25 protein-coding genes, 1 tRNA gene and 1 pseudogene are annotated in these 24235 nt (G+C 63.5%); 12 read left to right on the top strand and 15 right to left on the bottom strand.

The window, feature by feature from the left end; all coding sequences use genetic code 11:
• The first annotated feature begins 172 nt into the window (after positions 1–172).
• The 3 genes from FIU66_RS07040 to FIU66_RS07030 are packed head-to-tail and all read left to right on the top strand — an operon-like array spanning position 173 to position 2396.
• Positions 173–814 carry a lysophospholipid acyltransferase family protein gene (locus FIU66_RS07040; protein ID WP_370528957.1) on the top strand — a complete coding sequence of 214 codons (642 nt, stop codon included), beginning with the start codon at positions 173–175 and terminating at the stop codon, positions 812–814.
• Positions 811–1758, top strand: a complete 948-nt coding sequence (locus FIU66_RS07035) for a phosphatidate cytidylyltransferase (RefSeq protein WP_167622031.1) — start codon at positions 811–813, stop codon at positions 1756–1758. Before FIU66_RS07040 ends, FIU66_RS07035 begins: the two co-directional genes overlap by 4 nt.
• The gene (locus FIU66_RS07030) at positions 1755–2396 is read left to right on the top strand and encodes a CDP-alcohol phosphatidyltransferase family protein (RefSeq protein WP_167622030.1); all 642 of its coding nucleotides are present in this window, start codon (positions 1755–1757) and stop codon (positions 2394–2396) included. Before FIU66_RS07035 ends, FIU66_RS07030 begins: the two co-directional genes overlap by 4 nt.
• A 3-nt stretch (positions 2397–2399) precedes the next feature.
• Here FIU66_RS07030 and FIU66_RS07025 read toward each other — a convergent pair.
• From FIU66_RS07025 to FIU66_RS07015, 3 genes and pseudogenes are all read right to left on the bottom strand, one after another.
• Positions 2400–4392 (bottom strand): annotated as a pseudogene (locus FIU66_RS07025) (capsular polysaccharide biosynthesis protein).
• A 7-nt stretch (positions 4393–4399) separates the two neighbouring features.
• Positions 4400–5476 carry a polysaccharide biosynthesis/export family protein gene (locus FIU66_RS07020; RefSeq protein ID WP_167623424.1) on the bottom strand — a complete coding sequence of 359 codons (1077 nt, stop codon included), beginning with the start codon at positions 5474–5476 and terminating at the stop codon, positions 4400–4402.
• A gap of 163 nt (positions 5477–5639) precedes the next feature.
• Positions 5640–6929, bottom strand: coding sequence for a capsule biosynthesis protein (locus FIU66_RS07015; RefSeq protein WP_167622029.1), 1290 nt, complete (start codon positions 6927–6929; stop codon positions 5640–5642).
• Between the two features lie 173 nt (positions 6930–7102).
• Here FIU66_RS07015 and FIU66_RS07010 point away from each other — a divergent pair, with 173 nt between their 5' ends.
• From FIU66_RS07010 to FIU66_RS06995, 4 genes are all read left to right on the top strand, one after another.
• Positions 7103–7720 carry a riboflavin synthase gene (locus FIU66_RS07010; RefSeq protein ID WP_167622028.1) on the top strand — a complete coding sequence of 206 codons (618 nt, stop codon included), beginning with the start codon at positions 7103–7105 and terminating at the stop codon, positions 7718–7720.
• Positions 7721–7772: 52 nt separating this feature from the next.
• Positions 7773–8261, top strand: coding sequence for a transcription antitermination factor NusB (nusB, locus tag FIU66_RS07005; protein ID WP_167622027.1), 489 nt, complete (start codon positions 7773–7775; stop codon positions 8259–8261).
• A 687-nt stretch (positions 8262–8948) separates the two neighbouring features.
• Positions 8949–9914, top strand: a complete 966-nt coding sequence (locus FIU66_RS07000; RefSeq protein WP_167622026.1) for a YdiY family protein — start codon at positions 8949–8951, stop codon at positions 9912–9914.
• A gap of 331 nt (positions 9915–10245) precedes the next feature.
• Positions 10246–10710: an MmcB family DNA repair protein gene (locus FIU66_RS06995; protein ID WP_167622025.1), complete on the top strand. Its 465-nt coding sequence runs from the start codon at positions 10246–10248 to the stop codon at positions 10708–10710.
• Here FIU66_RS06995 and FIU66_RS06990 read toward each other — a convergent pair.
• The gene (locus FIU66_RS06990) at positions 10691–10909 is read right to left on the bottom strand and encodes a DUF6324 family protein (protein WP_167622024.1); all 219 of its coding nucleotides are present in this window, start codon (positions 10907–10909) and stop codon (positions 10691–10693) included. The two genes, FIU66_RS06995 and FIU66_RS06990, sit on opposite strands and share 20 nt — an antisense overlap.
• A 101-nt stretch (positions 10910–11010) precedes the next feature.
• Here FIU66_RS06990 and FIU66_RS06985 point away from each other — a divergent pair.
• The 3 genes from FIU66_RS06985 to FIU66_RS06975 all read left to right on the top strand — a co-directional run bounded on the left by FIU66_RS06985 (position 11011) and on the right by FIU66_RS06975 (position 12302).
• Positions 11011–11087: transfer RNA gene (locus tag FIU66_RS06985), tRNA-His, on the top strand.
• A gap of 106 nt (positions 11088–11193) precedes the next feature.
• On the top strand, positions 11194–11628 hold the full coding sequence (locus FIU66_RS06980) for a YqjD family protein (RefSeq protein WP_167622023.1): 435 nt from the start codon (positions 11194–11196) through the stop codon (positions 11626–11628).
• 11 nt (positions 11629–11639) lie between these two features.
• Entirely contained in the window at positions 11640–12302 is a 663-nt protein-coding gene (locus FIU66_RS06975; protein WP_167622022.1) for a phage holin family protein, read from the top strand.
• Between the two features lie 51 nt (positions 12303–12353).
• Here FIU66_RS06975 and grxD read toward each other — a convergent pair whose 3' ends face one another.
• From grxD to FIU66_RS06935, 8 genes are all read right to left on the bottom strand, one after another.
• A complete protein-coding gene (grxD, locus tag FIU66_RS06970; protein WP_167622021.1) occupies positions 12354–12716 on the bottom strand; it encodes a Grx4 family monothiol glutaredoxin in 363 nt (120 codons plus the stop codon).
• A gap of 44 nt (positions 12717–12760) precedes the next feature.
• Positions 12761–13003: a BolA/IbaG family iron-sulfur metabolism protein gene (locus FIU66_RS06965; RefSeq protein WP_167622020.1), complete on the bottom strand. Its 243-nt coding sequence runs from the start codon at positions 13001–13003 to the stop codon at positions 12761–12763.
• A 497-nt stretch (positions 13004–13500) separates the two neighbouring features.
• On the bottom strand, positions 13501–13773 hold the full coding sequence (locus FIU66_RS06960; protein ID WP_167622019.1) for a hypothetical protein: 273 nt from the start codon (positions 13771–13773) through the stop codon (positions 13501–13503).
• Between the two features lie 61 nt (positions 13774–13834).
• Complete coding sequence (locus FIU66_RS06955; RefSeq protein WP_167623423.1) at positions 13835–15187, bottom strand: ISNCY family transposase; 1353 nt, start codon at positions 15185–15187, stop codon at positions 13835–13837.
• A gap of 125 nt (positions 15188–15312) precedes the next feature.
• Positions 15313–16323 carry an IS30 family transposase gene (locus FIU66_RS06950; protein ID WP_167622018.1) on the bottom strand — a complete coding sequence of 337 codons (1011 nt, stop codon included), beginning with the start codon at positions 16321–16323 and terminating at the stop codon, positions 15313–15315.
• A gap of 195 nt (positions 16324–16518) precedes the next feature.
• A complete protein-coding gene (locus FIU66_RS06945) occupies positions 16519–16791 on the bottom strand; it encodes a hypothetical protein (protein WP_167622019.1) in 273 nt (90 codons plus the stop codon).
• A 61-nt stretch (positions 16792–16852) separates the two neighbouring features.
• On the bottom strand, positions 16853–18205 hold the full coding sequence (locus FIU66_RS06940; protein ID WP_167623423.1) for an ISNCY family transposase: 1353 nt from the start codon (positions 18203–18205) through the stop codon (positions 16853–16855).
• A 125-nt stretch (positions 18206–18330) separates the two neighbouring features.
• A complete protein-coding gene (locus tag FIU66_RS06935) occupies positions 18331–19341 on the bottom strand; it encodes an IS30 family transposase (protein WP_167622018.1) in 1011 nt (336 codons plus the stop codon).
• A 197-nt stretch (positions 19342–19538) separates the two neighbouring features.
• Between FIU66_RS06935 and gph the strand changes: the two genes are divergently transcribed.
• Both gph and FIU66_RS06925 read left to right on the top strand, forming a co-directional pair.
• The gene (gene gph, locus FIU66_RS06930; RefSeq protein WP_240544630.1) at positions 19539–20480 is read left to right on the top strand and encodes a phosphoglycolate phosphatase; all 942 of its coding nucleotides are present in this window, start codon (positions 19539–19541) and stop codon (positions 20478–20480) included.
• A gap of 83 nt (positions 20481–20563) precedes the next feature.
• Positions 20564–20989, top strand: a complete 426-nt coding sequence (locus FIU66_RS06925; protein WP_167622017.1) for a TIGR01244 family sulfur transferase — start codon at positions 20564–20566, stop codon at positions 20987–20989.
• A gap of 3 nt (positions 20990–20992) precedes the next feature.
• Here the strand turns inward: FIU66_RS06925 and FIU66_RS06920 are convergent, their stop codons facing one another.
• The 3 genes from FIU66_RS06920 to FIU66_RS06910 all read right to left on the bottom strand — a co-directional run bounded on the left by FIU66_RS06920 (position 20993) and on the right by FIU66_RS06910 (position 24234).
• On the bottom strand, positions 20993–21334 hold the full coding sequence (locus tag FIU66_RS06920; protein ID WP_201281055.1) for an arsenate reductase family protein: 342 nt from the start codon (positions 21332–21334) through the stop codon (positions 20993–20995).
• 147 nt (positions 21335–21481) lie between these two features.
• Positions 21482–22789 carry a DUF3422 family protein gene (locus FIU66_RS06915; protein ID WP_167622016.1) on the bottom strand — a complete coding sequence of 436 codons (1308 nt, stop codon included), beginning with the start codon at positions 22787–22789 and terminating at the stop codon, positions 21482–21484.
• Between the two features lie 11 nt (positions 22790–22800).
• Positions 22801–24234: an NCS1 family nucleobase:cation symporter-1 gene (locus FIU66_RS06910; RefSeq protein WP_167622015.1), complete on the bottom strand. Its 1434-nt coding sequence runs from the start codon at positions 24232–24234 to the stop codon at positions 22801–22803.
• Between the last annotated feature and the right edge of the window lies 1 nt (position 24235).

Below are 24235 nucleotides of genomic sequence, written 5' to 3'. Positions count from 1 at the left end.
CCTGCCGCAGGAGATTGTTCCACCAACGTCCGCAAAGGCAGCACCCGTGGTCTCGGCCCTGCTGCAAATGCCCCACGTCCTTTGCCAGCTCCGCCGACAGGCGCGATTTTTTCCTTTTTCCCCGTCGGTTCCGGCGATAGCGTGCGTCCAGACCGAAGTCGGGTATGTCGTGATCCGCCAGAACCTTGCCATCCTGTCCGGCCGCGCCATCGCGCTGTTCGCCCGGCTTGTCACGGCGGTGCAGGCTGTCTGGCGCGGCGCCGATCCGGGGGACATGCGCCAGCGCATCTATTTTGCCAATCACGTCAGCCACGGAGACTTCATCCTTGTCTGGACCGTGCTGGCCGATCCGCTGCGGCGTCGGACCCGCCCCGTGGCAGGCGCTGACTACTGGGGTTCGGGCTTGCGCCGCTTCATCGGGCGCGATGTCTTCAATGCCGTGCTGATCGACCGGACGCGGACGGACGCGGCCAGCGACCCCGTAGGCCAGATGGCGCAGGCGCTGCGGCAGGGTTCATCGCTGATCCTGTTCCCGGAAGGAACCCGCAACCTGACCGACGCGGACCTGCTGCCCTTCCGCAGCGGGCTTTACCATCTGGCCCGCGCCTGTCCCGAGGTGGACCTGGTGCCGGTCTGGATCGACAACCTGAACCGCGTGCTGCCCAAGGGCGCCTTTATCCCCGTGCCGCTGATGTGCAAGGTGATCTTTGGCGCCCCGATGCGGCTTGATCCGGCCGAGGGCAAGGACGCCTTCCTGACCCGTGCCCGCGACGCGCTGCTGGCGCTGCGTCCCAACCGCGAGGCTGCCGCATGAGCGTGCAATCCGATCTTCTGGTGGTGCTGGCCGGCGTCGGCGGCGTGCTGGTCGTCGCCTCGGCCATCGGCTGGGTGCTGGGCCGCAAGCTGTCGCCGGATGGCCGGAACGAGGCGATCGAGAACCTGAACGACCGGATCCGCGCCTGGTGGGTGATGGTGTTGGCGCTTGGCCTGGCCTTCCTGGGCGGCAAGACCGGCGTTCTGGTGCTGTTCGCCATCTGCTCGTTCGCCGCGCTGCGCGAGTTCATGACGCTGACGAACGCCACCCGGGCGGATCACTGGACACTTGTAGGGGCGTTCTTCGTCGTGCTGCCGGTCCAGTATGCGCTGATCTGGCACCAGCAATACGGCATCTTCGCGGTCTTCATCCCGGTCTATGTCTTCCTGCTGCTGCCCATCGTCTCGGCCCTGCGGGGCGAGGTGCGCAACTTCCTGGTGCGCATCGCCGAGATGCAATGGGCGCTGATGATCTGCGTCTATTGTGCGTCCCACGTGCCCGCGCTGCTGAACCTGCGCATTCCGGGATACGAGGGGCGCAACGTCCTGCTGATCGCGTTCCTGGTCATTGTGGTGCAGATCAGCGACGTGCTGCAATATGTCTGGGGCAAGCTGATCGGCCGGCACAAGATTGCCCCTCTGCTGTCGCCGTCGAAGACGGTCGAAGGGTTTGTCGGCGGGGCGCTGTCGGCCACGCTGATCGCGGCGGGACTGTGGTGGATGACCCCCTTCTCGCCCGGGCACACGGCCCTGATGGGTGCGATCATCACGGTCATGGGCTTTCTGGGCGGGCTGGTGATGTCCGCGATCAAGCGCGACCGGGGCGTCAAGGACTGGGGCCACGCCATCGCGGGGCATGGCGGCTTCATCGACCGGCTGGATTCGGTCGTCTTCTCGGCGCCGATCTTCTTTCACCTCACGCGATATTTCTGGGCCACGGGATGATCGACACGTCGAAACGCAGGCCGCTTGCCAGCAGGCAGACCCGATGGGCCAATCGCGCCGCGCGTCTGCTGGCCGATGCGGGGGTGACGCCCAACCAGATCTCGGCCGCGGGAATGGTCGCGGCAATGGTTGCGGGGATGTGCTTCGTGTTGGTCCCGCAAGCAGGTCCGTGGAGCAGGCCGGCCTTGCTGCTGCTGGCCGCTCTGTTCTGCCAGTTGCGGCTGGTTTGCAACCTGTTGGACGGCATGGTCGCGGTCGAGGGCGGCAAGGGCGCGCCCGACGGTCCTTTCTGGAACGAGTTTCCGGATCGGGTGTCGGACATCCTGATCCTGGCCGGTGCCGGAATCGCAGCGGGGCTTCCTGCGCTTGGCTGGGCCGCGGCGGCCTTGGCGGTGCTGACGGCCTATGTGCGCGAACTGGGCGTGACCTGCGGCGCGCCGGCCGATTTCAGCGGGCCGATGGCCAAGCAGCACCGGATGGCGGTCATCACCGGCGCGGCTGTCCTGTCGACGGCGGAACCGCTGTGGGACGGTGGGGGCGGGGTGCTGCGGCTGGCGCTGTGGACGGTGGCGGTGCTGGCGGGGCTGACCGCGGTGCGGCGGTCGGCCCGGCTGATCGGTTTTTTGAAACGGCGCTAGGTTTCAGCGCCGCCAGATCCAGCTTTGGCCGGCAAGGCTGCCCTGGACCTTTGCCAACAGGCGCAGCGCCGGCGGGCGGGGACTGATCCCGTCCCGCAGCCTGTCCACCGCAACTTCGGCCGGGCAGGGAAGGCCGCTGACCGGGTCGCGATAGCGTGGATAGGCGATCAGGCAGGCGTGGACCAGGGCCGCCAGTTCGGGACGCGCGGTGCGGCGGGCAGGTATCGGCCCCAGGTCGCGGGTCAGGCCCCAGCCGGCAGAAGGGCGCCCCCAGCGTGGTCACGGGGACGCCGCGCAACATCGCCTCGAACCCCAGGGTCGAGGTGATCGTCCAGACCTCATCGACATGGCCGAGCAGGGTTGCCGGATCGGTGGCGGTCACCACCTCATCCGCGAACCTGCCCGCGCAGATGGCGCCGGGGCGCAGGCCAGCCTCGACATCGGGATGGGGCTTGAAGATCACGTGGGCGTCCGGATTTTTCGCCCGGACCCGCCGCAGCAGATCCAGGTTCGTCCTTTCCCGCCCCGCGCCCAGCCTGATCGAGGCGTCATCCTCGACCTGCCCCGGCACGAGGATCCGCCTGCGGCCTGTCGGGGTCGGGCGGTAGCTGCCGGCGGCAAGGTTGTATTTGGACAAACCGGCGGACCGGATCGCTGCCATCAGCCTTTCGGCGCGGTCCACGCCTCCGGGCGGCGGGCCTTCGGCAATCAGCCTTTCAAGCCGGCTTTCGCGCAAAGGGTCGTAGTAGATGCCCAGGTCGTCTGCCACCAGGGAAAGGGGCGGCGTCAGAGCCGCGCCCAAACCCCGCGACCGCAGGAATCCGTCCTCGACTCGCGCCGCACCTGGAACCTCGTCCGCCTTGCCGGCCCAGGCCAGCGTCACGGTTGTTGCAGGCTTGTCTGTGAAGCGCACTCCGGCGCCGTCGCCGAAGGCCCGGGCGATGGCGGGCCGCTTCCACAGCCGCATCCCATAGGCCAGATGGCCGTCGCGGTCCTGGCGGAAGGCCTTCACCTCGGCCTCCAACTGGTTCAGGGCGCCATCGAAATCCGTTAGCCGGTCGCGGCAGGGATCGTACCAGACAGGCGCCAGAAGATGGCTGGCGGCAAACAGCGCCTCGATCGAGGCGTGGCCGCGGCGGCCGCCCGGCAGGGGCATCTCGTCATCCGACAGGCCCCAGCCGGCATAGAAGGGCTGGCCGAACAGCCGGGGGCGGTGGCCCGCCAGCATCGCCTCGTATCCCAGTTGTGAACTGACGGCATAGACGGCATGGGCGTTGTCCAGCAGCCGCCAGGGCGAAATTTCCGCGTCGCAAAGGACGTCGCCGGGCCGCAGGTCCTGTGCGTCCAGATGGCCCGGACGCAGGCCCAGACTGGTTTCCGGGTGGCTGCGCAGCAGGATCGGTCGGCCCGGATGTTCGCGGCGCGCGGCATCCAGCATGGTCAGGAACCGCTTGCGTCCGGCCCCCATCAGCGAGGCGTCGCCCCGCGTCTGGTCGATCACCAGCACATAGCCCGCATCGGGCGCGGGCAGGTCGGGGCGGTGGGCGTTGTATTTCGACAGGTCGACGGCGCGAAGGCGGGCGATGCCCTGGCGTGCCGGGCCTTCCTGTCCGGCGGTCGCGCCGCTTGTGACAAGGCTTTCGATCAGCGACGGGCGGGCCGGATCGAAATGCAGCCCCAGCGGATCGATCAGAAGCCCGACGGGCCCACGCCGGGCGACACGACCCTTGGCGCGGCCGGGGAGAACAGACCGCAGGAAGGCATCCTCGACCGTGACAAGGCCCGCGCCGCGCTGTCCCGCCACGGAACGGCCGCGCCAGGCGGTCGGGCTGCCGCCCCAGACGGCAACCTGGTCGCCCGGACCGGGAAGCCCCAGCCGCAAATCCCATCCCGCCAGTTCCAGGATCCGCCGCAGGCGCGGATTGCGCCAGAAGCCCGCGTTGAGCGCGAAAAGCCGCCGGATTTGCGCCCCGGCGGCCTTTAGGTCTTCCCCCATCAGCCGGTCACTGCGACAGGTTCTGGAGCGAGTTCGCAGAGTTGATCGGCCCGATCAGCGCGGCCAGCCGCTTCTGCCACTGAACATAGGGTGCCTCGGTCACATAGACCGTATCCTCGTCCCGGATCAGGAAGTCGCGGGCCAGGAACAGCCCGTTGGGCCGGGTCAGATCCAGAACATAGGCGATGCGCTGCGATCCCTGCACCGTCTTGCCCAGCACGCGCGAGGCGACCTGTTCGGGTTCGTCGCGCAGGATGAACACGCCCGTCGGATCGGCCAAGTTCGAATTGAGACCGCCGACCATCGCCACGGCCTCGACTGCGTTGATCATCTCGTTACCCAGGGGCACGCGGGTCTGTCCGCCAAGGGCGCCAAGGGCGGTGAAGCTGCGCTGATCCTCCTCGACCAGGATCACGTCGCCGGGGCGCAGGGCGATGTCGTTGCTGGCGTTCGAGTAAAGGTCGGTCAGCCAGACCTTGCCATTGCTGTTGCCGCGCTTGACCGTGACCACGGCAATCTCGGGCTCGATCGAGACGCCGCCCGCGCGGGCCAGCATCGCCCCCAGCGTCCGGGTCGGGCGTTCGATCGGATAGACGCCCTGCGCCGTGACCTTGCCCATGACCGACACCGTGGCCCCGTCGCCCGCGACGCGGGCCACGGTGACCTGCGGATCCGGTGTCTGGGTCGCCAGGCGTTCCGTGATGATCTGGCGCAGCTGGTCAGGGGTATTGCCCGCGGCCTGGACCCGGCCCGCATAGGGCACGAAGATATAGCCGCCGCTGTCCACCTGGATTTCCTGAAGCGCGGTCGAACTGGCCCCCAGCGAAGACAGCAGGCCGTCATCGACGTTTTCCCAGATCGACAGGCCCAGCACGTCGCCTGCCCGGATCTCGTCCGCGCCGACCTGGCCTGCCCGCAGGAAGCTGTTCGAGAAGCCATAGGACGGCGTGAAGTTCGTCTCGCGCGCGACGTGGTCGTTCACATAGATCACATGGGTGTTGCCGCCCTTTTCGACGGCGCCCGAATAGATCTCGTTCTTGCTGGGGCCGGATCGCGGCAGGCTGCAGGCCGCCAGCAGCGTCATCGCGGCGATCAGGGTCAGGCGCATCGCCAGGGCCGCCACCGGACGGGTGGGGGAAAGCTTCACTGTCACCTCTCGAAACTCCTGTTCCTTGGCCCGGACTTGCCGTCCGGTTGTGCGCGCAATCTAGACCGAGGCGCTGCGGGATGCCACACCTTCCTGACCGTCAGTCCAGAACTTCGCCGATCTGCTGGCGACGTTGGAAGCGTCCACCCGCAAGCGCCTGATAGGGATCCTCGGGCGCCAGGATCAGGTCGGCTACCACGCGCAGCGCATGGGCACGCGATCGCCGGGAATAGAACCCGCCGGGAACCTGGCTTGTCTGAAGCAGGTAGTCGCGAAAGACGCGATAGGACGCGGCGTCGGGCAGGCAGGGGTTAGCCATGAAATCAGCCAGCGTCTGGTCCGACACCAACCCCGGCTTGCAATAAACGGCACGGCCCAGGGCCTTGACCGGCAGCCCGCGCCACAGCGCCTGTTGCCCCGCGGTCGAATTCACGGTGACGACCGCCCGGGCATGGGCCAGCATCTCGGCCAGCTTGCCGCCGCGGAAATAATGCACCCGGTCCGTCACGCCGTGCCGGGCTGCGGCTTCGCGGATGCAGCGGCGGTTCCTTGCACGCCCATCCTCCAGCGGATGCGCCTTGAAGACGAGGTGGTGATGCTGCGGCGCCGAACGGGCAAAGGCCTCGACGACCTGATCGACAAACTCGCGGTTCGACCGGAACGGCGAATGCCCCAGCATGTTCGAATCGTGTTCCAGTTGCATGGGCACAAGCACGTAGGGATCGCCGGACAACCGGAAATGGCGCCACTGGACAAGGCGGGTGGCTGAATGAATTGGCATCAGCAGCAGCCGGCGCAGGTTCAGGCGAAATTCGTCAAAGATAGGCAGGGCGCGGTGGCTGGCAAACTGGCGATAGCGGCGGTTCGCGACGAGCACCAGGAAATGATAGAAGGCCCCATAGGCCTTGTGCTGGCGCATGTCGCCCCAATGGGCAGGGGGGCGGCGGACCTCGACCAGGGTCTGGTGCAGTGTCGCCTGCATCTCGGCAAGGGAAATGTCCAGAAGGGCGGAATGCCCGTTCGATCCGCCACGTTCGTAGCTGATCCAGTAGGGGCGCAGGTAGCCTTCCTCGAAGACGTGCAGCCGCAGGCCGCGGTCTTGCGAAGCCCGGCGCGCAGCTGCATGGATCGGGCGGACGTCGCCGTAAAGGACGATGTCGGTCACCCGTTTGTCGGCGACGCTCCGGGCGAGGTGGGCGGGCCACTCGGCGCTGCTGCCGGTATGGCGCAGCAGGTGCGCCGGATCCGACCAGAAGAACTCGTCCCCCGCGTTGAACGCGCATCGCCAGACTTCCGCACCGGCCCGCCGCAGCAGCTTGCCCAGCCGGTCGAAGAAGGGTCCATGCGGCCCCTGCAACAGCAGAAAGACCCGCTTGTCCGGACCAGGCATGTCTGCCAGCGTGGAAGTCTTCCGATCCTGTAGCACCATACCATCCTGCTAACGGCGGGGCGTTTTCCTTTGGGTACTTGCTACAAGGGGGGAACAGACGGCATGACACCGTGCGATGCTTGCGCTGCACCACGCTATCGCCTAGGTCTGGGCCGAAGAAAAGGGGTTTTTGCGTGTTCACAGGCATCATCACCGATATCGGCACCGTCACAGCGGTCGAGTTGCGCGGCGACATGCGCGCCCGGATCGCCTGCGGCTATGACATGGCGACCGTGGACATGGGCGCCTCGATCGCCTGCGACGGCGTCTGCCTGACCGTGGTGGACAAGGCGCCGGGCTGGTTTGCCGTCGATATCTCGGCCGAAACACTGTCAAAGACCAATATCGGCACGGGCGGCTGGCAGGTCGGCCGCAGGCTGAACCTGGAACGGGCCTTGCGCGTGGGGGACGAACTGGGCGGCCATATCGTCAGCGGCCATGTCGATGGCGTGGCCCAGGTGGTCGAGATGCATGACGAAGGCGACAGCCTGCGCCTGACATTCGAGGCCCCGCCCGCGCTTGCGCGCTTCATCGCCCCCAAGGGATCTATCGCGCTGAACGGCACCTCGCTGACGGTGAACGAGGTGGCGGGCAACCGCTTTGGCATCAACCTGATCCCGCACACGCGTCATTTCACCACCTGGGGAACCGTCGCCCAGGGCGACTCCGTCAATCTGGAAGTCGATACGATGGCCCGCTATGTCGCGCGCCTGGCCGAGGCGATGGGCGCGCCCACGACTGCCGGGGCTTGACGCGGGCCGGCTTTCGCGACATTGCAGCCGGTCTCTTTGCAAGGGCTGATCCATGAACCCCAACGACGACAAGCCGAACGACAAGCGCGCCGATCGCCGCGCGCTCAGCAGCGGGGCGCGCCTTTATGCGGTTCAGGCCCTGTATCAGATGGAGGCCGCGGGCCAGTCGGCCGAGCGGGTCACGCGCGAGTTCGAGCTGTTTCGCCTGGGCGCCGATGACGAGGACGGCCAGTCGCTTCCTGCCGACGAGACGCTGTTCAACCGCGTCGTCGACGGGGCGGTGACCTGGCAGTCGCGGATCGACCAGGCCACGGATCGCGGATTGGTCGCGAAATGGCCCATCGACAGGATCGACCCGGTGCTGCGGGCGCTGTTCCGCGCCGCTGGCGCCGAACTGGTGACCCCGCAGACGCCGCCGAAGGTCGTCATCACCGAATATGTCCGCTTGGCCGAAGCCTTCTTCCCGGATGGGCGCGAGCCGAAATTCGTGAACGCCGTTCTCGACCATGTGGCGCGGGAGCTTCGTCCCGAGGCGTTCTGACGGCACGGGACCCGGCAGTGGACATGGGATCGCGGCGCTGTTGCGCCTTCTACTGCCGCAAGGCGATCAATTCGTGGCGGCGGCATCATGTTGGTGTCGCGAGCTTGGCGTTTTTCCTGGTCAGCGCCACCGCATCTGTTGGCCTTTCAGACAGATGTCTTGCACCTGCAACCAGTCTATGATTGCCGCGACGACTGCATGGGAACGCGAAGAAACGCGAGGTTCCGACGCGTCCGCTGAAGTCCGAACGCGCCACCACGGCACACCGCTCAAGAACGCAAATGCTGACGCAGGCTAAGATTGCCTTGGCAAGCGTGTCGAATGTGCAACATCTTCGGCTCCAAAGGCACAGGGCTGACCTGCCTATCAGTTGGGCAATCACGGACATGTTTCAGCGCTCGGATTCCTGTCCAGGGCAGAAAGATTAACATTTTTTAACGAATAGCATAATTACGCCAATTGCTTCCCTCCGGGCGAATTTGGTTCCACAGGAAAAGATCAAGACCCTATTTCAGCAGGTTTTCGCTCAATGCGCCCTGTTCATTGTTGGCTCACATTTTCGCGCATTCCTCACGTTTTTCGCGGCCCTATGAACCCGGGCGATGCGGGATTACTTCATCTTTCGCAGAGATGCTCTGGCGTCCTTTCAAGCGTCCAGAACAACGAAACTCAGCTCGTGAGGATGAGATGAAGAAAATTACGCTGCTGACCGGCTCCGCTGCGCTGATGGCCGCCCTTTCGGCACCGGCATTCGCCCAGACCGAGATCGCCGCTGGCGCCGATGCTACCGGGATTTCGGGCATCAACGACCGGATCATCGATGTCGAGGACGCTGTCCAGGACGACTTCGATCGTGACAACGACGCCGCGCGCTTTGGCAACCCGGACCGCCGCGAAGGCCTGTTCGGTTCGGTTGCGCTGACCTATGCCGGCAGCACCGGCAATGAGGAAAGCCAGGACTTCTCGCTGGCGGGCCGCGTGTCCAACAACGCAGGTCCCTGGCAGCAGTCGGTCGGGATGCTGATCGAATTCGGCGAAGACCAGCAGGGCAACAAGGACAAGGAAGAAGTGTCGACCATCTATGATGGCGCCTACTACTTCAACGACCGCTTCTACGCCTTCGTTCTGGGTCGCTTCAGCATCGACGGACTTGCCAACGGCGATCCGGACTATGATGGCCAACCCGACAGCGAGATTGCCGAAAAGCTGGGCGACTTCGCCCGTGACGGCTTCATCGGCGTGGGCCCGGGCTACCGCGTGATCAACACCGAGCAAACCGCGTGGCGCGTCCAGGCCGGTATCGGTTACCGCTACACCCAGACCGGTGCCCAGAAGTCGGGCTTTGACCTGGTGGATCCGGATGGCGACGGCGTCTTCGTTCGCGAAGAAGTCACGGACTCCTCGGACAGCGGCGTCGGCTACATCGTGTCGTCGCGCCTGTACCACCGCTTCAACGACATGGTGTTCATCACCAACGACACCGACTACCTGTCGTCGGAAGACTCGGACGACGTGATCACCAACCAGTTCGGCGTGAACTTCCAGATGTCGGATCAACTGGCGACCCGCGTCAGCTACACCACCGAATACCAGGAAAACCGTCCGATCCGCACGGACAACACCCTGGGCGTGTCGGTCGTCTACGGCTTCTAAGTCAAGCGACAGATCACCGAACGAAGGGCGGCCCGCAAGGCCGCCCTTTTCGCATGGAAAAACCGCCGCTGCGGTGCAGGGCGGTTGAAGGTGGCGGGAACCGCAGCAACCGCGGCAGCACGAGATTTCCCGAAAGCCTGGATTACCAGGTGGGCGCCGGGTAACGAGACCAGGGTCACGCCAGAGCCAGCCCCCTCGGAAAGATTATAGGCCAGTGGAAAAATGGCCGCTCGCGAGAAGAGCAGAAACCCGCCACAGCGCAAGATAGGGGCGGGGCAGGGGCAGTTCAAGCAGGTTGCGGGATGTTGCCTCTTCGTTCTATAAGCGCAGCATGACACAACTGGAACCGTCCCTTCCCGCCATGCCGGGCCAGCGCCTTGCCCGCGGCGTCGGGCGACTGTTGCGCAGCATGGACCATGCCGTCCTGACCGAGTTCACGCCCCACCGGGGCCTGCGTGTCGATGTGATCAGCCTGGGTCCGAAGGGCGAGTTCTGGATCGTCGAATGCAAAAGCTGCCGCGCCGATTTCATGCAGGACCGGAAGTGGCAGGGCTATGTCGAATGGTGCGATCGTTACTTCTGGGCAGTCGACTGCGACTTCCCGTCCGAGCTTCTGCCCGCTGATACCGGCCTGATCTGCGCCGATGCCTATGGCGGCGAGATCCAGCGGATGGCGCCGGAAACCCGGCTGGCGGGCGCCCGGCGCAGCAAGGTCATGCGCGATTTTGCCCGTGCCTCGGCCCTGCGGCTGCAGGGCTTGACCGATCCTGACGCCTTCAGCGCCGCGGCTTTTTAGGCTTGCCGCCGCCGGTGCCCATCTGACGGGCGGCTTCGACCGCGGCCATCAGTTCCTCGGCAATCTCGGTCGCTTCCTCGGGATCGAAGTCCAGGGGAAGGTCAATCCCCTCGGCCTCGACATAGATCCGGACCATGCCGCGGTCGGTCGGTCCGATCTGCAGGTTGGCCGCAATGTCGCTTTGGCTGTTAATGCTCATGCCCGTGATCCTTCTGTGACAGGTTTTCTGTATCTTGCATGGAAATTACCGGCAAGACGGGCTTGCAACCGAAAGGAACCGGCGTTAGAGAACGCATCCGTGCCGCCTTAGCTCAGTTGGTTAGAGCGCTAGATTGTGGATCTAGAGGTCCCCCGTTCAAGCCGGGGAGGCGGTACCATCCTCCTAAGCCACTCTTGTCACATTATTCTTTCGCTTTGCGGAACCAGCCCGTTTGCGCCGGGGTTTAGGCCGTGAAGGTGACAATCACACCGGAGGACATAAAGATGGCTGAACAGAATCCGACCCTGAACGACATGAAGAAAGACGCGACGGCTGCTGGCCAGCAGGCCAAGAACGACCTGCGCGACGGTGCCAAGAAGACCGGCGAGGATCTGCGCGACGCGGCCGGGAAGGCGTCCCAGAGCACCGGCGGGGACAACCTCAAGGATCGTGGCGCGGACATGGCGCAGAATGCGCGCGACACTGCCCAAGAATATGTCGAGCGTGCGCGCGAGGTCGGCGGCGAATATGCCGGCCGCGCCAAAGCCGAGGCCGAGCGCCTGTATCAGACAGGCCAGCAGAAGGCCACCGAAGTCGCCCATTATGCCGAAGAACGCTATGACGAAGTCTCGCAGATGGTGCGCCGCAACCCCGCCCAGGCCCTGGGTATTGCTGCTGGCATCGGCTTCCTTGTCGGCCTGATCCTGGCCCGTCGCTGAGGACGTTTCCCATGTTCGACTATGCGCAGCGTCTTCAACTGGCTCTCAAGGACACGGCGCGTAGGTCGGCCATGAAGGCGGTGGCCGGGCTTGTCCTGGCCGTCGCCGCGGGCTTTCTGATCGCGGCCCTCTGGTCGTTCCTGGCTCATAACCTTGACTGGGGTCCTGCCTTGGCCTCGCTCGCAATTGCGATCCTGTTCGTGGTGGTCGCGCTGATCCTTTTGGGGATGTCCAAGCGTACCCAGCACGAGATGCCGACCACGACGGACCTGAAGAACGAGGTCGAGGCAAGGGTGACCCTTGCAGCGGATGCCGCAGTCGAGAAGGCCCGGGCCGAAGCCGAACGCGTCATGGACATGGCGGGCAACAAGGTTTCGTCGTTGATGGACGAGGCCAGCCACCGCGCCACCAAGCTTGCCGACGATACCGAACGCCGCGTCTTCGGTGTGGCACGCAATGCCGCGCAGGCGGTGGGCTTCAGTTCGTCGAACATGGAGGCTGTGCGCTCAAGGGTCGAAGATGCGACCGACACGTTGTCGCGCGCTAACAGCAGCAATGCTGCAAGCATGGCCAAGTTGTTGGGCGCTTTTGCGATCGGGGTGACATTGGCAGCAAAGCTGCGCGAACAGCAGGACGATGACGACGGCTATGATTATCGCGACGATATCCTGTAAAAGAAGCGGGCCGCAGATGCGGCCCGTTTCTTGTCCAGCAAGGCTGGTAGATCAGGCGTTCGCTTCGCGGATCTTGTCGGCAGCCTCTTTGTCGTAAGCGACGCCTTTCTGGTCGAACAACTGGTCAAGTTCGCCCGACAACGTCATCTCAGTCACGATATCGCAGCCGCCAACAAACTCGCCCTTCACGTAGAGCTGCGGAATGGTCGGCCAGTCCGAAAAATCCTTAATGCCCTGGCGGATGTCATCATCACTAAGGACGTTCACGTCGCGATAATCGACGCCCATATAGTTCAGCACGCCGGCGACCCGGCTGGAAAATCCGCATTGCGGCATTTCCTTGGTGCCTTTCATGAACAGGACCACGGGGGCGGCGGCCACAATTTCCTGGATCTTGTCAGTAACTTCGGTCATGTCTTTCATCCTGTGTCTGATGGTCTGGCCAAGGGGCAGGGGCCTCAGTCAGGCGCTTTCGTGGTCAATGCCAAGGCGTGAAGCGCACCCGACTTGCCGGCCATCTTGTCCTGAAGGGCGGCATAGACGGCACGCTGCTGCTGGACACGGTTCTGGCCCCGGAAACTCTCGTCGATCACTTCGGCCGCATAGTGGTTTCCGTCGCCCGCAAGATCGGTGATCGTGATCCGAGCATGGGGAAATGCCACACGGATAAGGGCTTCAATCTCATGGGCTTCCATGGCCATGGGGCTGTCCTTCTGCCTTTGCCTCTCAGATGTAGGGGAAGCAGGAAGGGCCCGCAAGGCCAACAAGAAACGGCCGCGTGTTCCGCGGCCGTTCACAGTGACTTGAAGCTCATTTCAGTTTGCAGTGGCAGCGCCGACTGTTCCACCCACAATGGCGCCTGCAGGACCCGCAACAACCGCGCCGCCCAGTCCGCCCGTTGCTGCACGTTCCGTCGCATTGTCGCCGCAAGCTGCCAGGGCAATAAGAAGGCCGCCGCAGAAAGTTGCTGTGATCGCTCGCATATGATTGTCCTTTCTGGTTCCCGTTTACGTTACTGATTGGACAAGCAATTGCAGGCCCAAAAGTTCCGTGGAGGTGGGGAAGCAGCGATGCGTCGTGTTGCAACCAAGTTGAAATGTCCTTGGCTGCGCAAAGTAGGAATGTCTCACCGAGGGTGGGCAAGCATGGCCGGGCAGGGCGGAGACATCCGCCATCGCAGCCCTGACCGGCCATGCGGTCAGAGCCGCAGCTTTCGACGTTCCTTTGGCGAGTAGAAGGCGCGCACGCCCTTCGTTTCGACCCGCTTCTCGAAATCCCGCCAGGCAAGACCATCGACAAGATAGGGCGGGTTATCCGAAATCGTCAGGGTGCCGAACCTGTTCATGACCGACAGCACCCAGCCAGGGGAGATCGATGTCCGGTAGATCTCGACAGAGAACCGGTGGCCATCGATCAGCACGTCCTGTGTCAGATCCGAGAAGATGATCTCCGGCTCTGCGCTGTCTGCCATGTTCTTGCCCTGCGTGCTCGATCAAAGCACAGGGTATCACCGCAACTGGGCCAGGGAAGCGTCATTCCAGGGGTGGAGCGGCATGCGCCTTTGCCTTGCGGGCTGCCGAGGAGTTCCAGCCGTTGTTGCGGCGTCCCGTGGGCGTGTAGCGGGTCCGTTGCTTGCCGACCCGGTGCACCTTCGGCGGAGCCTTGTCCTGCTCGGCCTTGATGTATTCCAGGACCGCGCTCAGATGCTTGTTCTCGGTAATGGCCGCATGGGTCACCCGCTGATCCTTGTCGAACACGGAGTAGGGCAGCGAGACACCCTTCCAGCGGAACTCCAGCCGGCCGTCCGCGAACTCATAGCTGTCCACGTATTTGCCCGGCAGATCGCGGGTGATCTCGTTCTCGGCCAGGATGATCCGCAGCCGGTCGTAGGAAAAGGCCAGCTGGCTGCTGACATAGCGTTCGTCGCGATAGCACAGAATGTCACGCAGCCGATCCGGTTCGACATTCAGTGGCCGATGCAGGTTGTCCGCACGGCGTGGCACCTTGGCAAACTGCGCGTTGTAGCGCGCCATGAAGCCGGGAAGAAAGGCATTGGCAGTCTCCATGTCGGAGATGCCGGCCAGCCGCAGTTCCTTGACCAGACGGTCCTGCAGGGTGCGGTTGGCGCGCTCGACGCGACCTTTTGCTTGCGAGGAGTTGGCGCACAGGATCTCGATGTTCAGTTCGTTCAAGGCCCGGCCGAACTGGGTCATCCCATAGCCTGTCCTGGCACCTTGCTTTGGCACCCGGAACACTGTGTGCTTGTCGGAGTAAAAGGCAACGGGCCGGCCATGCAGCGTCAGATACCGCTCCAGGGCTCCAAAATAGCTGAAGGTGCTCTCGGAGCTGACGAATTCCAGGTGCATCAGGGTGCTGGTGGCGTCATCGATGAACACCAGCAAGGTGCAGGCCGGCCCGCGATCCTCGAACCAGCGATGATCCGAGCCGTCGATCTGGATCAGCTCGCCAAGGCACTCCCGGCGCAGGCGCGGCTGGTGGAATGTTCGGCGCTGCTTGCGCGACAGCCACAAACCCGCATCCTGCATCCACTTGCGCAAGGTCTCGCGCGACACTGTCAGCCCGTGACACTCCGCCAGCTTCTCGGCCGCCAAGGTCGGGCCAAAGTCGGCATAGCGGTCCCGAACGAGCGACATGGCAGCCTCCCGGATCGTCGGGTCGATCCGGTTGTTCGATGCCCGTCCACGTGCCTGGTGCCGGATCGCCGCCGCGCCGTCAGCCCCGAACCGCTTCAGCAGCCGGTGAACCTGTCTGCGGCTCAGGTCCAGAACATCGGCCGCGGTCACGGCTGACATCCCACCTTGCAGCACCTGGCTCAGAACCTTGACCCGGTTCAGTTCCCGTTCACTCATCATCACCCATCCCATGTCTCGGCTCCCAAGGATCGACACGATGCTCATCCAGGGGAGTGTGACATTCCTGAATTGCAGAGGTGAGACATTTTAACTTTGCGGTGTGAACTCACGCCGAAGCGCAAATCGTTGTTTTTCTTCTACTCCAGTCTGTTTCTGAGAGCCATCAGGTTGCTTTCAAAGACCTCTGCGGGTGTTCGGTAGCCCAGACACTTGCGCGGTGTGGAATTGAGGCTCTGACAAATCGACCTCAAGTATCGATTTGTCAGAGCCGTCGGTTCGGTCGAGCGGGGCAGGTGCTTTCTCAGTCTGCCATTCGTGTTCTCGACCGTTCCTTTTTGCCACGGCGCCTGTGGATCGCAGAACCAGCTCGCAGCGCCGATCCCGTCCTTCAGCCGTCGCCATGCCGAGAACTCGGTGCCACGATCAAAGGTGATTGACTGGCGTGCTTCGGCGGGCAAGGGGGCAAGCCCCGCGATCAGTGCTTCCATGATCGGCTCGGAGTGGCGATCCTCATTGCGCATGACAACCGTAAACCGGCTGACCCGCTCGACCAGGGAGGTGACATTCACCTTGCCGTTTTCCTTGCGGAACATCATCAGATCGCACTCCCAGTGGCCGAACTCCTGACGCTCGGCAACGGCCGAGGGCCGGTGACACAAGCTCTGGCTGTCCTGGATGTGACTACGCTGATGTCGTCGGTGGTTTCGCGGCCTGCGACGTCTGCGATGCTCGGGCAGATGACGATAGAAGGCTTCCGCGAGGCCAAGCTTTGAATAGGCGAAGCGGTAGATCGTTTCATGGCTGACGCAGATGCGGTGCTGCTCAAGCCGCATCCGGCCGGCGATCTGTTCCGGAGACCAGCCCGCCTTGAGCGCATCCTCGACCGCTGCCTTCACCTCCGGGTAGGCGACCAGCTTTCGATGAACCGCGCGGCGGCGCTCGTACTTGTCCTGGGCCGTCACCGCATAGTAGCCGCTATACTGCGGAAGCTCGGTGTCCAGAAACGTATTGCGCTTCAGCTCCCGATAGATTGTCGAGGCTGGGCGCGAGAGCCGATCTGCGATTTCCGGCACCGGCATCTTGCCTTCACGCCATTGGGCAATCTTCCGGCGTTCTTCAAAGCTCAGGTGCTGGTAGTGGGAAGCCATTCGTAAACCTCATGCAAATACCTGTATTATCTTGGCATTTGCACTTCGTTTGTGAATCCACCCGGCTATACGTCGTGTTGCAACCAAGTTGAAATGTCCTTGGCTGCGCAAAGTAGGAATGTCTCACCGAGGGTGGGCAAGCATGGCCGGGCAGGGCGGAGACATCCGCCATCGCAGCCCTGACCGGCCATGCGGTCAGAGCCGCAGCTTTCGACGTTCCTTTGGCGAGTAGAAGGCGCGCACGCCCTTCGTTTCGACCCGCTTCTCGAAATCCCGCCAGGCAAGACCATCGACAAGATAGGGCGGGTTATCCGAAATCGTCAGGGTGCCGAACCTGTTCATGACCGACAGCACCCAGCCAGGGGAGATCGATGTCCGGTAGATCTCGACAGAGAACCGGTGGCCATCGATCAGCACGTCCTGTGTCAGATCCGAGAAGATGATCTCCGGCTCTGCGCTGTCTGCCATGTTCTTGCCCTGCGTGCTCGATCAAAGCACAGGGTATCACCGCAACTGGGCCAGGGAAGCGTCATTCCAGGGGTGGAGCGGCATGCGCCTTTGCCTTGCGGGCTGCCGAGGAGTTCCAGCCGTTGTTGCGGCGTCCCGTGGGCGTGTAGCGGGTCCGTTGCTTGCCGACCCGGTGCACCTTCGGCGGAGCCTTGTCCTGCTCGGCCTTGATGTATTCCAGGACCGCGCTCAGATGCTTGTTCTCGGTAATGGCCGCATGGGTCACCCGCTGATCCTTGTCGAACACGGAGTAGGGCAGCGAGACACCCTTCCAGCGGAACTCCAGCCGGCCGTCCGCGAACTCATAGCTGTCCACGTATTTGCCCGGCAGATCGCGGGTGATCTCGTTCTCGGCCAGGATGATCCGCAGCCGGTCGTAGGAAAAGGCCAGCTGGCTGCTGACATAGCGTTCGTCGCGATAGCACAGAATGTCACGCAGCCGATCCGGTTCGACATTCAGTGGCCGATGCAGGTTGTCCGCACGGCGTGGCACCTTGGCAAACTGCGCGTTGTAGCGCGCCATGAAGCCGGGAAGAAAGGCATTGGCAGTCTCCATGTCGGAGATGCCGGCCAGCCGCAGTTCCTTGACCAGACGGTCCTGCAGGGTGCGGTTGGCGCGCTCGACGCGACCTTTTGCTTGCGAGGAGTTGGCGCACAGGATCTCGATGTTCAGTTCGTTCAAGGCCCGGCCGAACTGGGTCATCCCATAGCCTGTCCTGGCACCTTGCTTTGGCACCCGGAACACTGTGTGCTTGTCGGAGTAAAAGGCAACGGGCCGGCCATGCAGCGTCAGATACCGCTCCAGGGCTCCAAAATAGCTGAAGGTGCTCTCGGAGCTGACGAATTCCAGGTGCATCAGGGTGCTGGTGGCGTCATCGATGAACACCAGCAAGGTGCAGGCCGGCCCGCGATCCTCGAACCAGCGATGATCCGAGCCGTCGATCTGGATCAGCTCGCCAAGGCACTCCCGGCGCAGGCGCGGCTGGTGGAATGTTCGGCGCTGCTTGCGCGACAGCCACAAACCCGCATCCTGCATCCACTTGCGCAAGGTCTCGCGCGACACTGTCAGCCCGTGACACTCCGCCAGCTTCTCGGCCGCCAAGGTCGGGCCAAAGTCGGCATAGCGGTCCCGAACGAGCGACATGGCAGCCTCCCGGATCGTCGGGTCGATCCGGTTGTTCGATGCCCGTCCACGTGCCTGGTGCCGGATCGCCGCCGCGCCGTCAGCCCCGAACCGCTTCAGCAGCCGGTGAACCTGTCTGCGGCTCAGGTCCAGAACATCGGCCGCGGTCACGGCTGACATCCCACCTTGCAGCACCTGGCTCAGAACCTTGACCCGGTTCAGTTCCCGTTCACTCATCATCACCCATCCCATGTCTCGGCTCCCAAGGATCGACACGATGCTCATCCAGGGGAGTGTGACATTCCTGAATTGCAGAGGTGAGACATTTTAACTTTGCGGTGTGAACTCACGCCGAAGCGCAAATCGTTGTTTTTCTTCTACTCCAGTCTGTTTCTGAGAGCCATCAGGTTGCTTTCAAAGACCTCTGCGGGTGTTCGGTAGCCCAGACACTTGCGCGGTGTGGAATTGAGGCTCTGACAAATCGACCTCAAGTATCGATTTGTCAGAGCCGTCGGTTCGGTCGAGCGGGGCAGGTGCTTTCTCAGTCTGCCATTCGTGTTCTCGACCGTTCCTTTTTGCCACGGCGCCTGTGGATCGCAGAACCAGCTCGCAGCGCCGATCCCGTCCTTCAGCCGTCGCCATGCCGAGAACTCGGTGCCACGATCAAAGGTGATTGACTGGCGTGCTTCGGCGGGCAAGGGGGCAAGCCCCGCGATCAGTGCTTCCATGATCGGCTCGGAGTGGCGATCCTCATTGCGCATGACAACCGTAAACCGGCTGACCCGCTCGACCAGGGAGGTGACATTCACCTTGCCGTTTTCCTTGCGGAACATCATCAGATCGCACTCCCAGTGGCCGAACTCCTGACGCTCGGCAACGGCCGAGGGCCGGTGACACAAGCTCTGGCTGTCCTGGATGTGACTACGCTGATGTCGTCGGTGGTTTCGCGGCCTGCGACGTCTGCGATGCTCGGGCAGATGACGATAGAAGGCTTCCGCGAGGCCAAGCTTTGAATAGGCGAAGCGGTAGATCGTTTCATGGCTGACGCAGATGCGGTGCTGCTCAAGCCGCATCCGGCCGGCGATCTGTTCCGGAGACCAGCCCGCCTTGAGCGCATCCTCGACCGCTGCCTTCACCTCCGGGTAGGCGACCAGCTTTCGATGAACCGCGCGGCGGCGCTCGTACTTGTCCTGGGCCGTCACCGCATAGTAGCCGCTATACTGCGGAAGCTCGGTGTCCAGAAACGTATTGCGCTTCAGCTCCCGATAGATTGTCGAGGCTGGGCGCGAGAGCCGATCTGCGATTTCCGGCACCGGCATCTTGCCTTCACGCCATTGGGCAATCTTCCGGCGTTCTTCAAAGCTCAGGTGCTGGTAGTGGGAAGCCATTCGTAAACCTCATGCAAATACCTGTATTATCTTGGCATTTGCACTTCGTTTGTGAATCCACCCGGCTATACGTCGTATAGTGATAATCTGTATTATGGAACGGTAGCAGGTTTGACTGTTCCTCGGGTTGTCATTCCACCTCTGCTTTCACAACATCGCGTCACCATCAGGAGGCTGCAATGCCAGTCTCACCACCTGTGTGCGATGTTGGTGCGTCGCAGGATGATTTTGCGCTGCCGGGTGCCGAAGGCTGCAACTGTCGTCTGGCAGATGTTACTGCGCATTGGCGTCATGGCTTTACCTTTCCCTGTCTTTATGACGAGCCTCAGGCCGATGCGCTGGCACACGGACAGCAGGCCCAGCCGAGACACGGCACCAATTGCTGCAGATCGCCAGCACTGGACATGGCGCCAAAAACCGGCTTCATCAACGGGTTGTTCAATGAAATGGAAAACGGCATGAATGTCTGCATGGCGCCCTGGCCGGTTGTCTTTGACCTTGACGGCACCCTGATCGACAGCGCGCCGGACATCCATGCTTGCGTGAATAGCGTTCTGACGCAGCATGACTCGCCTCTGCTGACCCTGAATCAAGTCAGAAGCTTCATTGGTGGTGGCGTTGATGTCTTGTGGCAAAAGATCATGGCGGCACAGCAATTGCCCCAGGATCGCAAGGCCGACTATGTCGCGGCATTCATGATCTGCTATCAGGACGCGACGCAACTGACGCGCCTGTTCCCGAACGTGGTCCATGCACTTGGGGTCCTGGCGGATCGCGGGCATCCGCTGGGGATCTGCACGAACAAGCCCTTGGCCGTGACGCAGGCAATCCTTGCCCATCTGGACATTGCGCATCTCTTTGGCTGCGTGATCGGCGGGGATTCGGTGGCCCAACGCAAGCCGCATCCGGCGCCGCTGCAGGCCACCCTGGCCGGCCTCGGGGCAGATCCTGCGGACCCCCGGGCGATCTATGTGGGCGACAGCGAATTTGATGCCGCCTGTGCTGCGGCCGTCCCCGTGCCGTTCCTGATCTATTCGGGCGGCTATCGCCAGACCCCGATCGAGCAGCTGCCTCACCTTGCCCAGTTCGACGACTTCGCATCCCTCCCTGATTTGGTCGAGAGGCACGCCACCGCCTGACACTGTTGCACGCCCCTGCCCCTCTGCTTGACATTTCAGGCGCGGATGCGCCAATCCGTGTCTGTATCACTGAAAGGCCCCCAATGGATCTGCGTCAGCTTACCCCGAACCTCGCGGTTTCGCCGCAGATTGAACTGTCGGACGTGGCCTTGCTTGCCCGGTCGGGCTTCAAGACCCTGGTCAACAACCGCCCGGACGAGGAAGACGGGGCCATCGATCACGAGGTGATGGCCAAGGCCGCCGCCGATGCGGGGATGGAGTATCATTATCTGCCATTCCGACCCGGCCAGATCACGCCGGACCTGATCCAGGGGTTTTCGGCCGCGCTGGAGGGGCCAAAGCCCGCGATCGCCTTCTGCCGGTCTGGCAACCGCTCGACCGTTCTCTGGGCGCTTGGGCAGGCAGGCAAGATGTCCGAGGCCGAGGTGCTGAACACCGCGGCCGAGGCTGGCTATGACCTTTCCGGCGTCGTTCCCCTGATGCGTTCGCTGGCAGGCGCCAGCCGCTAGGGCCTAGGCGGGGACGCCCAAGGCGCGCTTGACGTTGGCGGTCCATCCCAACAGGCGCAGATCGTCTGCCATGATGGCTGGGCGCTTCATCACACTGGGCTTTGCGCCCATCATCGCTGCCGGATCGGCCGCGCGCTCGTTCTCGGACATGCCGCGCCAAGTCAGGCTGGCCCGGTTGACGATCTTGTCGCCGAACTCGCGCACGATCTGTGCGCGTTCCTCATCCGACAGCGGTTGCTGCTGAACATCGCGAAAATCGACGGACCAGCCATGCTGTTCAAGATCGGCCTGCGCCTTCTGGCAGGTCGAGCAATGGGCCAGGCCGTAAAGGGTCAGCTTCTTCATGAAACGCTCCGATCAGACAAAGGGGACCAGCGGGACTCCGCATGCGGACAGGACCAGAAGGGCGGCAAGGGCAATGAATGGCTTCACGATAGGCTCCGGCAGGACGGGTTCGGCATGGTTATTCCCCTGCCGCAGGCGGGCGGCAAGTTAGAAATCGCCCCCCGGGCCATGCTTGTGCAGACTGCGGCGGACCTGCCGCATGGCCCACCAGACGACCAGCACGGCGACCGGCGTCACGCCCGCGATCAGATAGGCCTTGTCGATCTTCAGCGCCGAAGCCAGCGGGTAAAGCGCATAGGACAACAGCCCGACGGCGTAATAGCTGATCGCCACCACCGACAGCCCCTCGACCGTGTGCTGCAGGCGCAGTTGCAGGTCGGCACGGCGGTCCATCCGTTCCAGCAAAGCCTGGTTCTGCGCAGACCGTTCGACATCCACGCGCGTCCGCAGCAGGTCGGCGGCGCGGCGGGTCCGTTCGACCATGGTGCGCAGCCTTTCCTCGGCCGAGGCGACGGTCCGCATCGCCGGACGATATCGGCGGCGCATGAACTCGTTCAGCATCTGCCGCCCCATGAAGCGGCTTTCGCGCAGTGCGGAAACCCGGTCCATCACGATCGCCTCATAGGCCTTGGTGGCGCCGAAGCGGAAGAAATGCTGAACCGCCTGCGCTTCCAGTTCTGCCGATACCTCGAGCAGTTCGTGCAGCACGACTTCGGCAGGCCGGGCGTTGTCATGCATCCCCTCGACGATGGCCGACAACCGCGGCTCCAGTTCGTTCAGGCGGCGCGACAGGCTGCGCGACCGGCCCAGGCCCAGCATGGACATCGCGCGATAGGTTTCCAGTTCCACCAGCCGGTGGACGATGCGGCCGATCCGCCCTTCCCCCACGTCGGGACCGACAAACACCGCAAAGCGCATCCAGCCGTCCGGGTCGATGCGGAAATCCCCCGCGATCATTGCGGCTTCCTCCAGCACCCAGACGGCGGTCAGGCTGTCGCGCGCGAACCAGGTGCTGATGCGGTCAAGAGCCTCGGCGGGATCGTCGGGCAGCCGGTCGATCTGGACCATCACGGCCGCCACCCGCCGCCCGGGTGCCTGGGCCTGCCAGTCGGTCGGAAAGATCGCGGCGGCGCTTGGATCGAAAGGCCGGATCGGCAAGCCCGGCGTTGTCGCCATGTAGGTCACGAACTCGGTGTGGCTTTCCCACTTGAGGTCGTGGCGCCCCAGCTTGCCCTGGTAATGGCTGTCCTCGGGGTCGGGCCGGGGCCCGCCGTGGCGCGAAGTCAGTGCGGCCAAATGGTCGAAATCTTTGCGCCGGTCGCGATTGGCCGCGTCGCGAGGTTCCTTGAAGGCCACGAAGGTGCATGTCGCAGGCGCGGACAGGCGGGGCGAGGGCCGGGCATGCAGTTCGTTGACAAGATCGTACCGCAGCGCATGTTCGATGTCCGGCCCCACGCCTGTTCCCTTCAATTCCTGCGCATGAACAGGATGTAAAACACCCCGCCCAGCACTGCCCCGATCAGCCAGCCGAAGCCCGCAAGGGCCTGCAGCGCCGGCAGCCATACCGTCCCGACCGAGAAGACGGCCGCGATTCCCACTGCCATGATCGCGCGCTGGTTCCAACCGCCCTGATAGTAGTAGCGTCCCGTGGGTTGGGCAGTGAACATCTGGTCGATATCCAACTGCCGCTTCTTGATGACGTAATAGTCGGCGATCAGAATCCCGTAGAGCGGCGCAAGGATCGCCCCAAGCGTATCGACAAAGCCAGCGATCCCGATGGCCGAGATCACCGATACCCACAAGGCGCCGATGATGAAGGCCAGGGCCGCCGTGATCAGCCCCCCGGTCCGCGCGCTGATGGTCGAAGGTGACAGGTTCGCGATGTCATAGGCGGCGGGCACGAAGTTCGCGACCAGGTTGATCCCGACCGTGGCCGCAAAGAAGGTGACGGCCGCGATCAGCGTCAGCGCCAGGCTGTCCACGCGCTCGACAATGGCGGTGGGGTCGGTCAGCCGTTCGCCGAACAGCACCACCGCGCCCGCGGTGATGAACAGCGCGATGAACGAAAAGAAGGCCATCGACACCGGCAGGCCCCAGAAGTTGCCGGTCCGCATCTGCCCCTCGGTCTTCACGAAGCGCGAGAAGTCGCCGAAGTTGATCACCACGGCCGCGAAATAGGCGACCATCGTGCCGACGACTGCGATGAAGCCGGATACTGTGCCGTATTCGCTGTCGCCGCCCTGGAAGATGACCCCGATCTCGGACCAGATGCCGTTGCCCGCCTGATACCAGATCATCAGCGCCAGCACGATCATCACCACGTAGACGAACGGCCCGGCCCAGTTGAGGAACTTGCCGACCCACTCCATGCCCATCAGGAACAATCCGATCTGGAAGCCCGCCACGATGATATAGGCGATCCAGTCCACGCCGTTCAGGCCCAGGAAGCCGCCGCCCGTGTCCTCGATCCCGAACAGGGCGTGGATCGCAAGCGCGACGGCGGTCGAGGCGAAGTAGGTCTGGACGCCATACCAGAAGATCGCGACCACGCCCCGGATCAGTGCCGGAAACCGCGCGCCCTTCACCCCCATCGAGGATCGCGCCATCACCGCATAGGGAATGCCATAGCGGACCGATGGGCGACCCGACAGGTTCACCAGCCACATCACGATCAGGCCGGACACGACGATCGCCGTGAAGGTCAGCCAGCCGTTGAGGCCGTAGGACAGGAACAGCGAGGCAGCCAGCGTATAGCCGAACAGGCTCTGGATGTCGTTGTTCCAGACGTTGAAGATCTCGAAGGCGCCCCAGTGGCGGCGCTCATGCGGGACCGGGGCGAGGTCCTCGTTGTACAACGATGGATCGCCGCCTGCGATGTGGATATAGTCCGGGTGGTTCATG

This window comes from Paracoccus sp. AK26, from assembly GCF_011801365.1.
Lineage (GTDB): Bacteria > Pseudomonadota > Alphaproteobacteria > Rhodobacterales > Rhodobacteraceae > Paracoccus > Paracoccus aerius.
This window is presented reverse-complemented; position numbering and strand designations above follow the sequence as displayed.

Excerpts from the sequence above, each read along its gene's own strand:
- FIU66_RS07035 (WP_167622031.1), top strand. The coding sequence starts at position 811 with ATGAGCGTGCAATCCGATCTTCTGGTGGTGCTGGCCGGCGTCGGCGGC.
- FIU66_RS07030 (WP_167622030.1), top strand. The coding sequence starts at position 1,755 with ATGATCGACACGTCGAAACGCAGGCCGCTTGCCAGCAGGCAGACCCGA.
- FIU66_RS07020 (WP_167623424.1), bottom strand. The coding sequence starts at position 5,476 with ATGACGCTGCTGGCGGCCTGCAGCCTGCCGCGATCCGGCCCCAGCAAG.
- FIU66_RS07015 (WP_167622029.1), bottom strand. The coding sequence starts at position 6,929 with ATGCCTGGTCCGGACAAGCGGGTCTTTCTGCTGTTGCAGGGGCCGCAT.
- nusB (WP_167622027.1), top strand. The coding sequence starts at position 7,773 with ATGAACCCCAACGACGACAAGCCGAACGACAAGCGCGCCGATCGCCGC.
- FIU66_RS07000 (WP_167622026.1), top strand. The coding sequence starts at position 8,949 with ATGAAGAAAATTACGCTGCTGACCGGCTCCGCTGCGCTGATGGCCGCC.
- FIU66_RS06995 (WP_167622025.1), top strand. The coding sequence starts at position 10,246 with ATGACACAACTGGAACCGTCCCTTCCCGCCATGCCGGGCCAGCGCCTT.
- FIU66_RS06990 (WP_167622024.1), bottom strand. The coding sequence starts at position 10,909 with ATGAGCATTAACAGCCAAAGCGACATTGCGGCCAACCTGCAGATCGGA.
- FIU66_RS06980 (WP_167622023.1), top strand. The coding sequence starts at position 11,194 with ATGGCTGAACAGAATCCGACCCTGAACGACATGAAGAAAGACGCGACG.
- FIU66_RS06975 (WP_167622022.1), top strand. The coding sequence starts at position 11,640 with ATGTTCGACTATGCGCAGCGTCTTCAACTGGCTCTCAAGGACACGGCG.
- grxD (WP_167622021.1), bottom strand. The coding sequence starts at position 12,716 with ATGACCGAAGTTACTGACAAGATCCAGGAAATTGTGGCCGCCGCCCCC.
- FIU66_RS06965 (WP_167622020.1), bottom strand. The coding sequence starts at position 13,003 with ATGGCCATGGAAGCCCATGAGATTGAAGCCCTTATCCGTGTGGCATTT.
- FIU66_RS06960 (WP_167622019.1), bottom strand. The coding sequence starts at position 13,773 with ATGGCAGACAGCGCAGAGCCGGAGATCATCTTCTCGGATCTGACACAG.
- FIU66_RS06955 (WP_167623423.1), bottom strand. The coding sequence starts at position 15,187 with ATGGGATGGGTGATGATGAGTGAACGGGAACTGAACCGGGTCAAGGTT.
- FIU66_RS06950 (WP_167622018.1), bottom strand. The coding sequence starts at position 16,323 with ATGGCTTCCCACTACCAGCACCTGAGCTTTGAAGAACGCCGGAAGATT.
- FIU66_RS06945 (WP_167622019.1), bottom strand. The coding sequence starts at position 16,791 with ATGGCAGACAGCGCAGAGCCGGAGATCATCTTCTCGGATCTGACACAG.
- FIU66_RS06940 (WP_167623423.1), bottom strand. The coding sequence starts at position 18,205 with ATGGGATGGGTGATGATGAGTGAACGGGAACTGAACCGGGTCAAGGTT.
- FIU66_RS06935 (WP_167622018.1), bottom strand. The coding sequence starts at position 19,341 with ATGGCTTCCCACTACCAGCACCTGAGCTTTGAAGAACGCCGGAAGATT.
- FIU66_RS06925 (WP_167622017.1), top strand. The coding sequence starts at position 20,564 with ATGGATCTGCGTCAGCTTACCCCGAACCTCGCGGTTTCGCCGCAGATT.
- FIU66_RS06920 (WP_201281055.1), bottom strand. The coding sequence starts at position 21,334 with ATGAAGAAGCTGACCCTTTACGGCCTGGCCCATTGCTCGACCTGCCAG.
- FIU66_RS06910 (WP_167622015.1), bottom strand. The coding sequence starts at position 24,234 with ATGAACCACCCGGACTATATCCACATCGCAGGCGGCGATCCATCGTTG.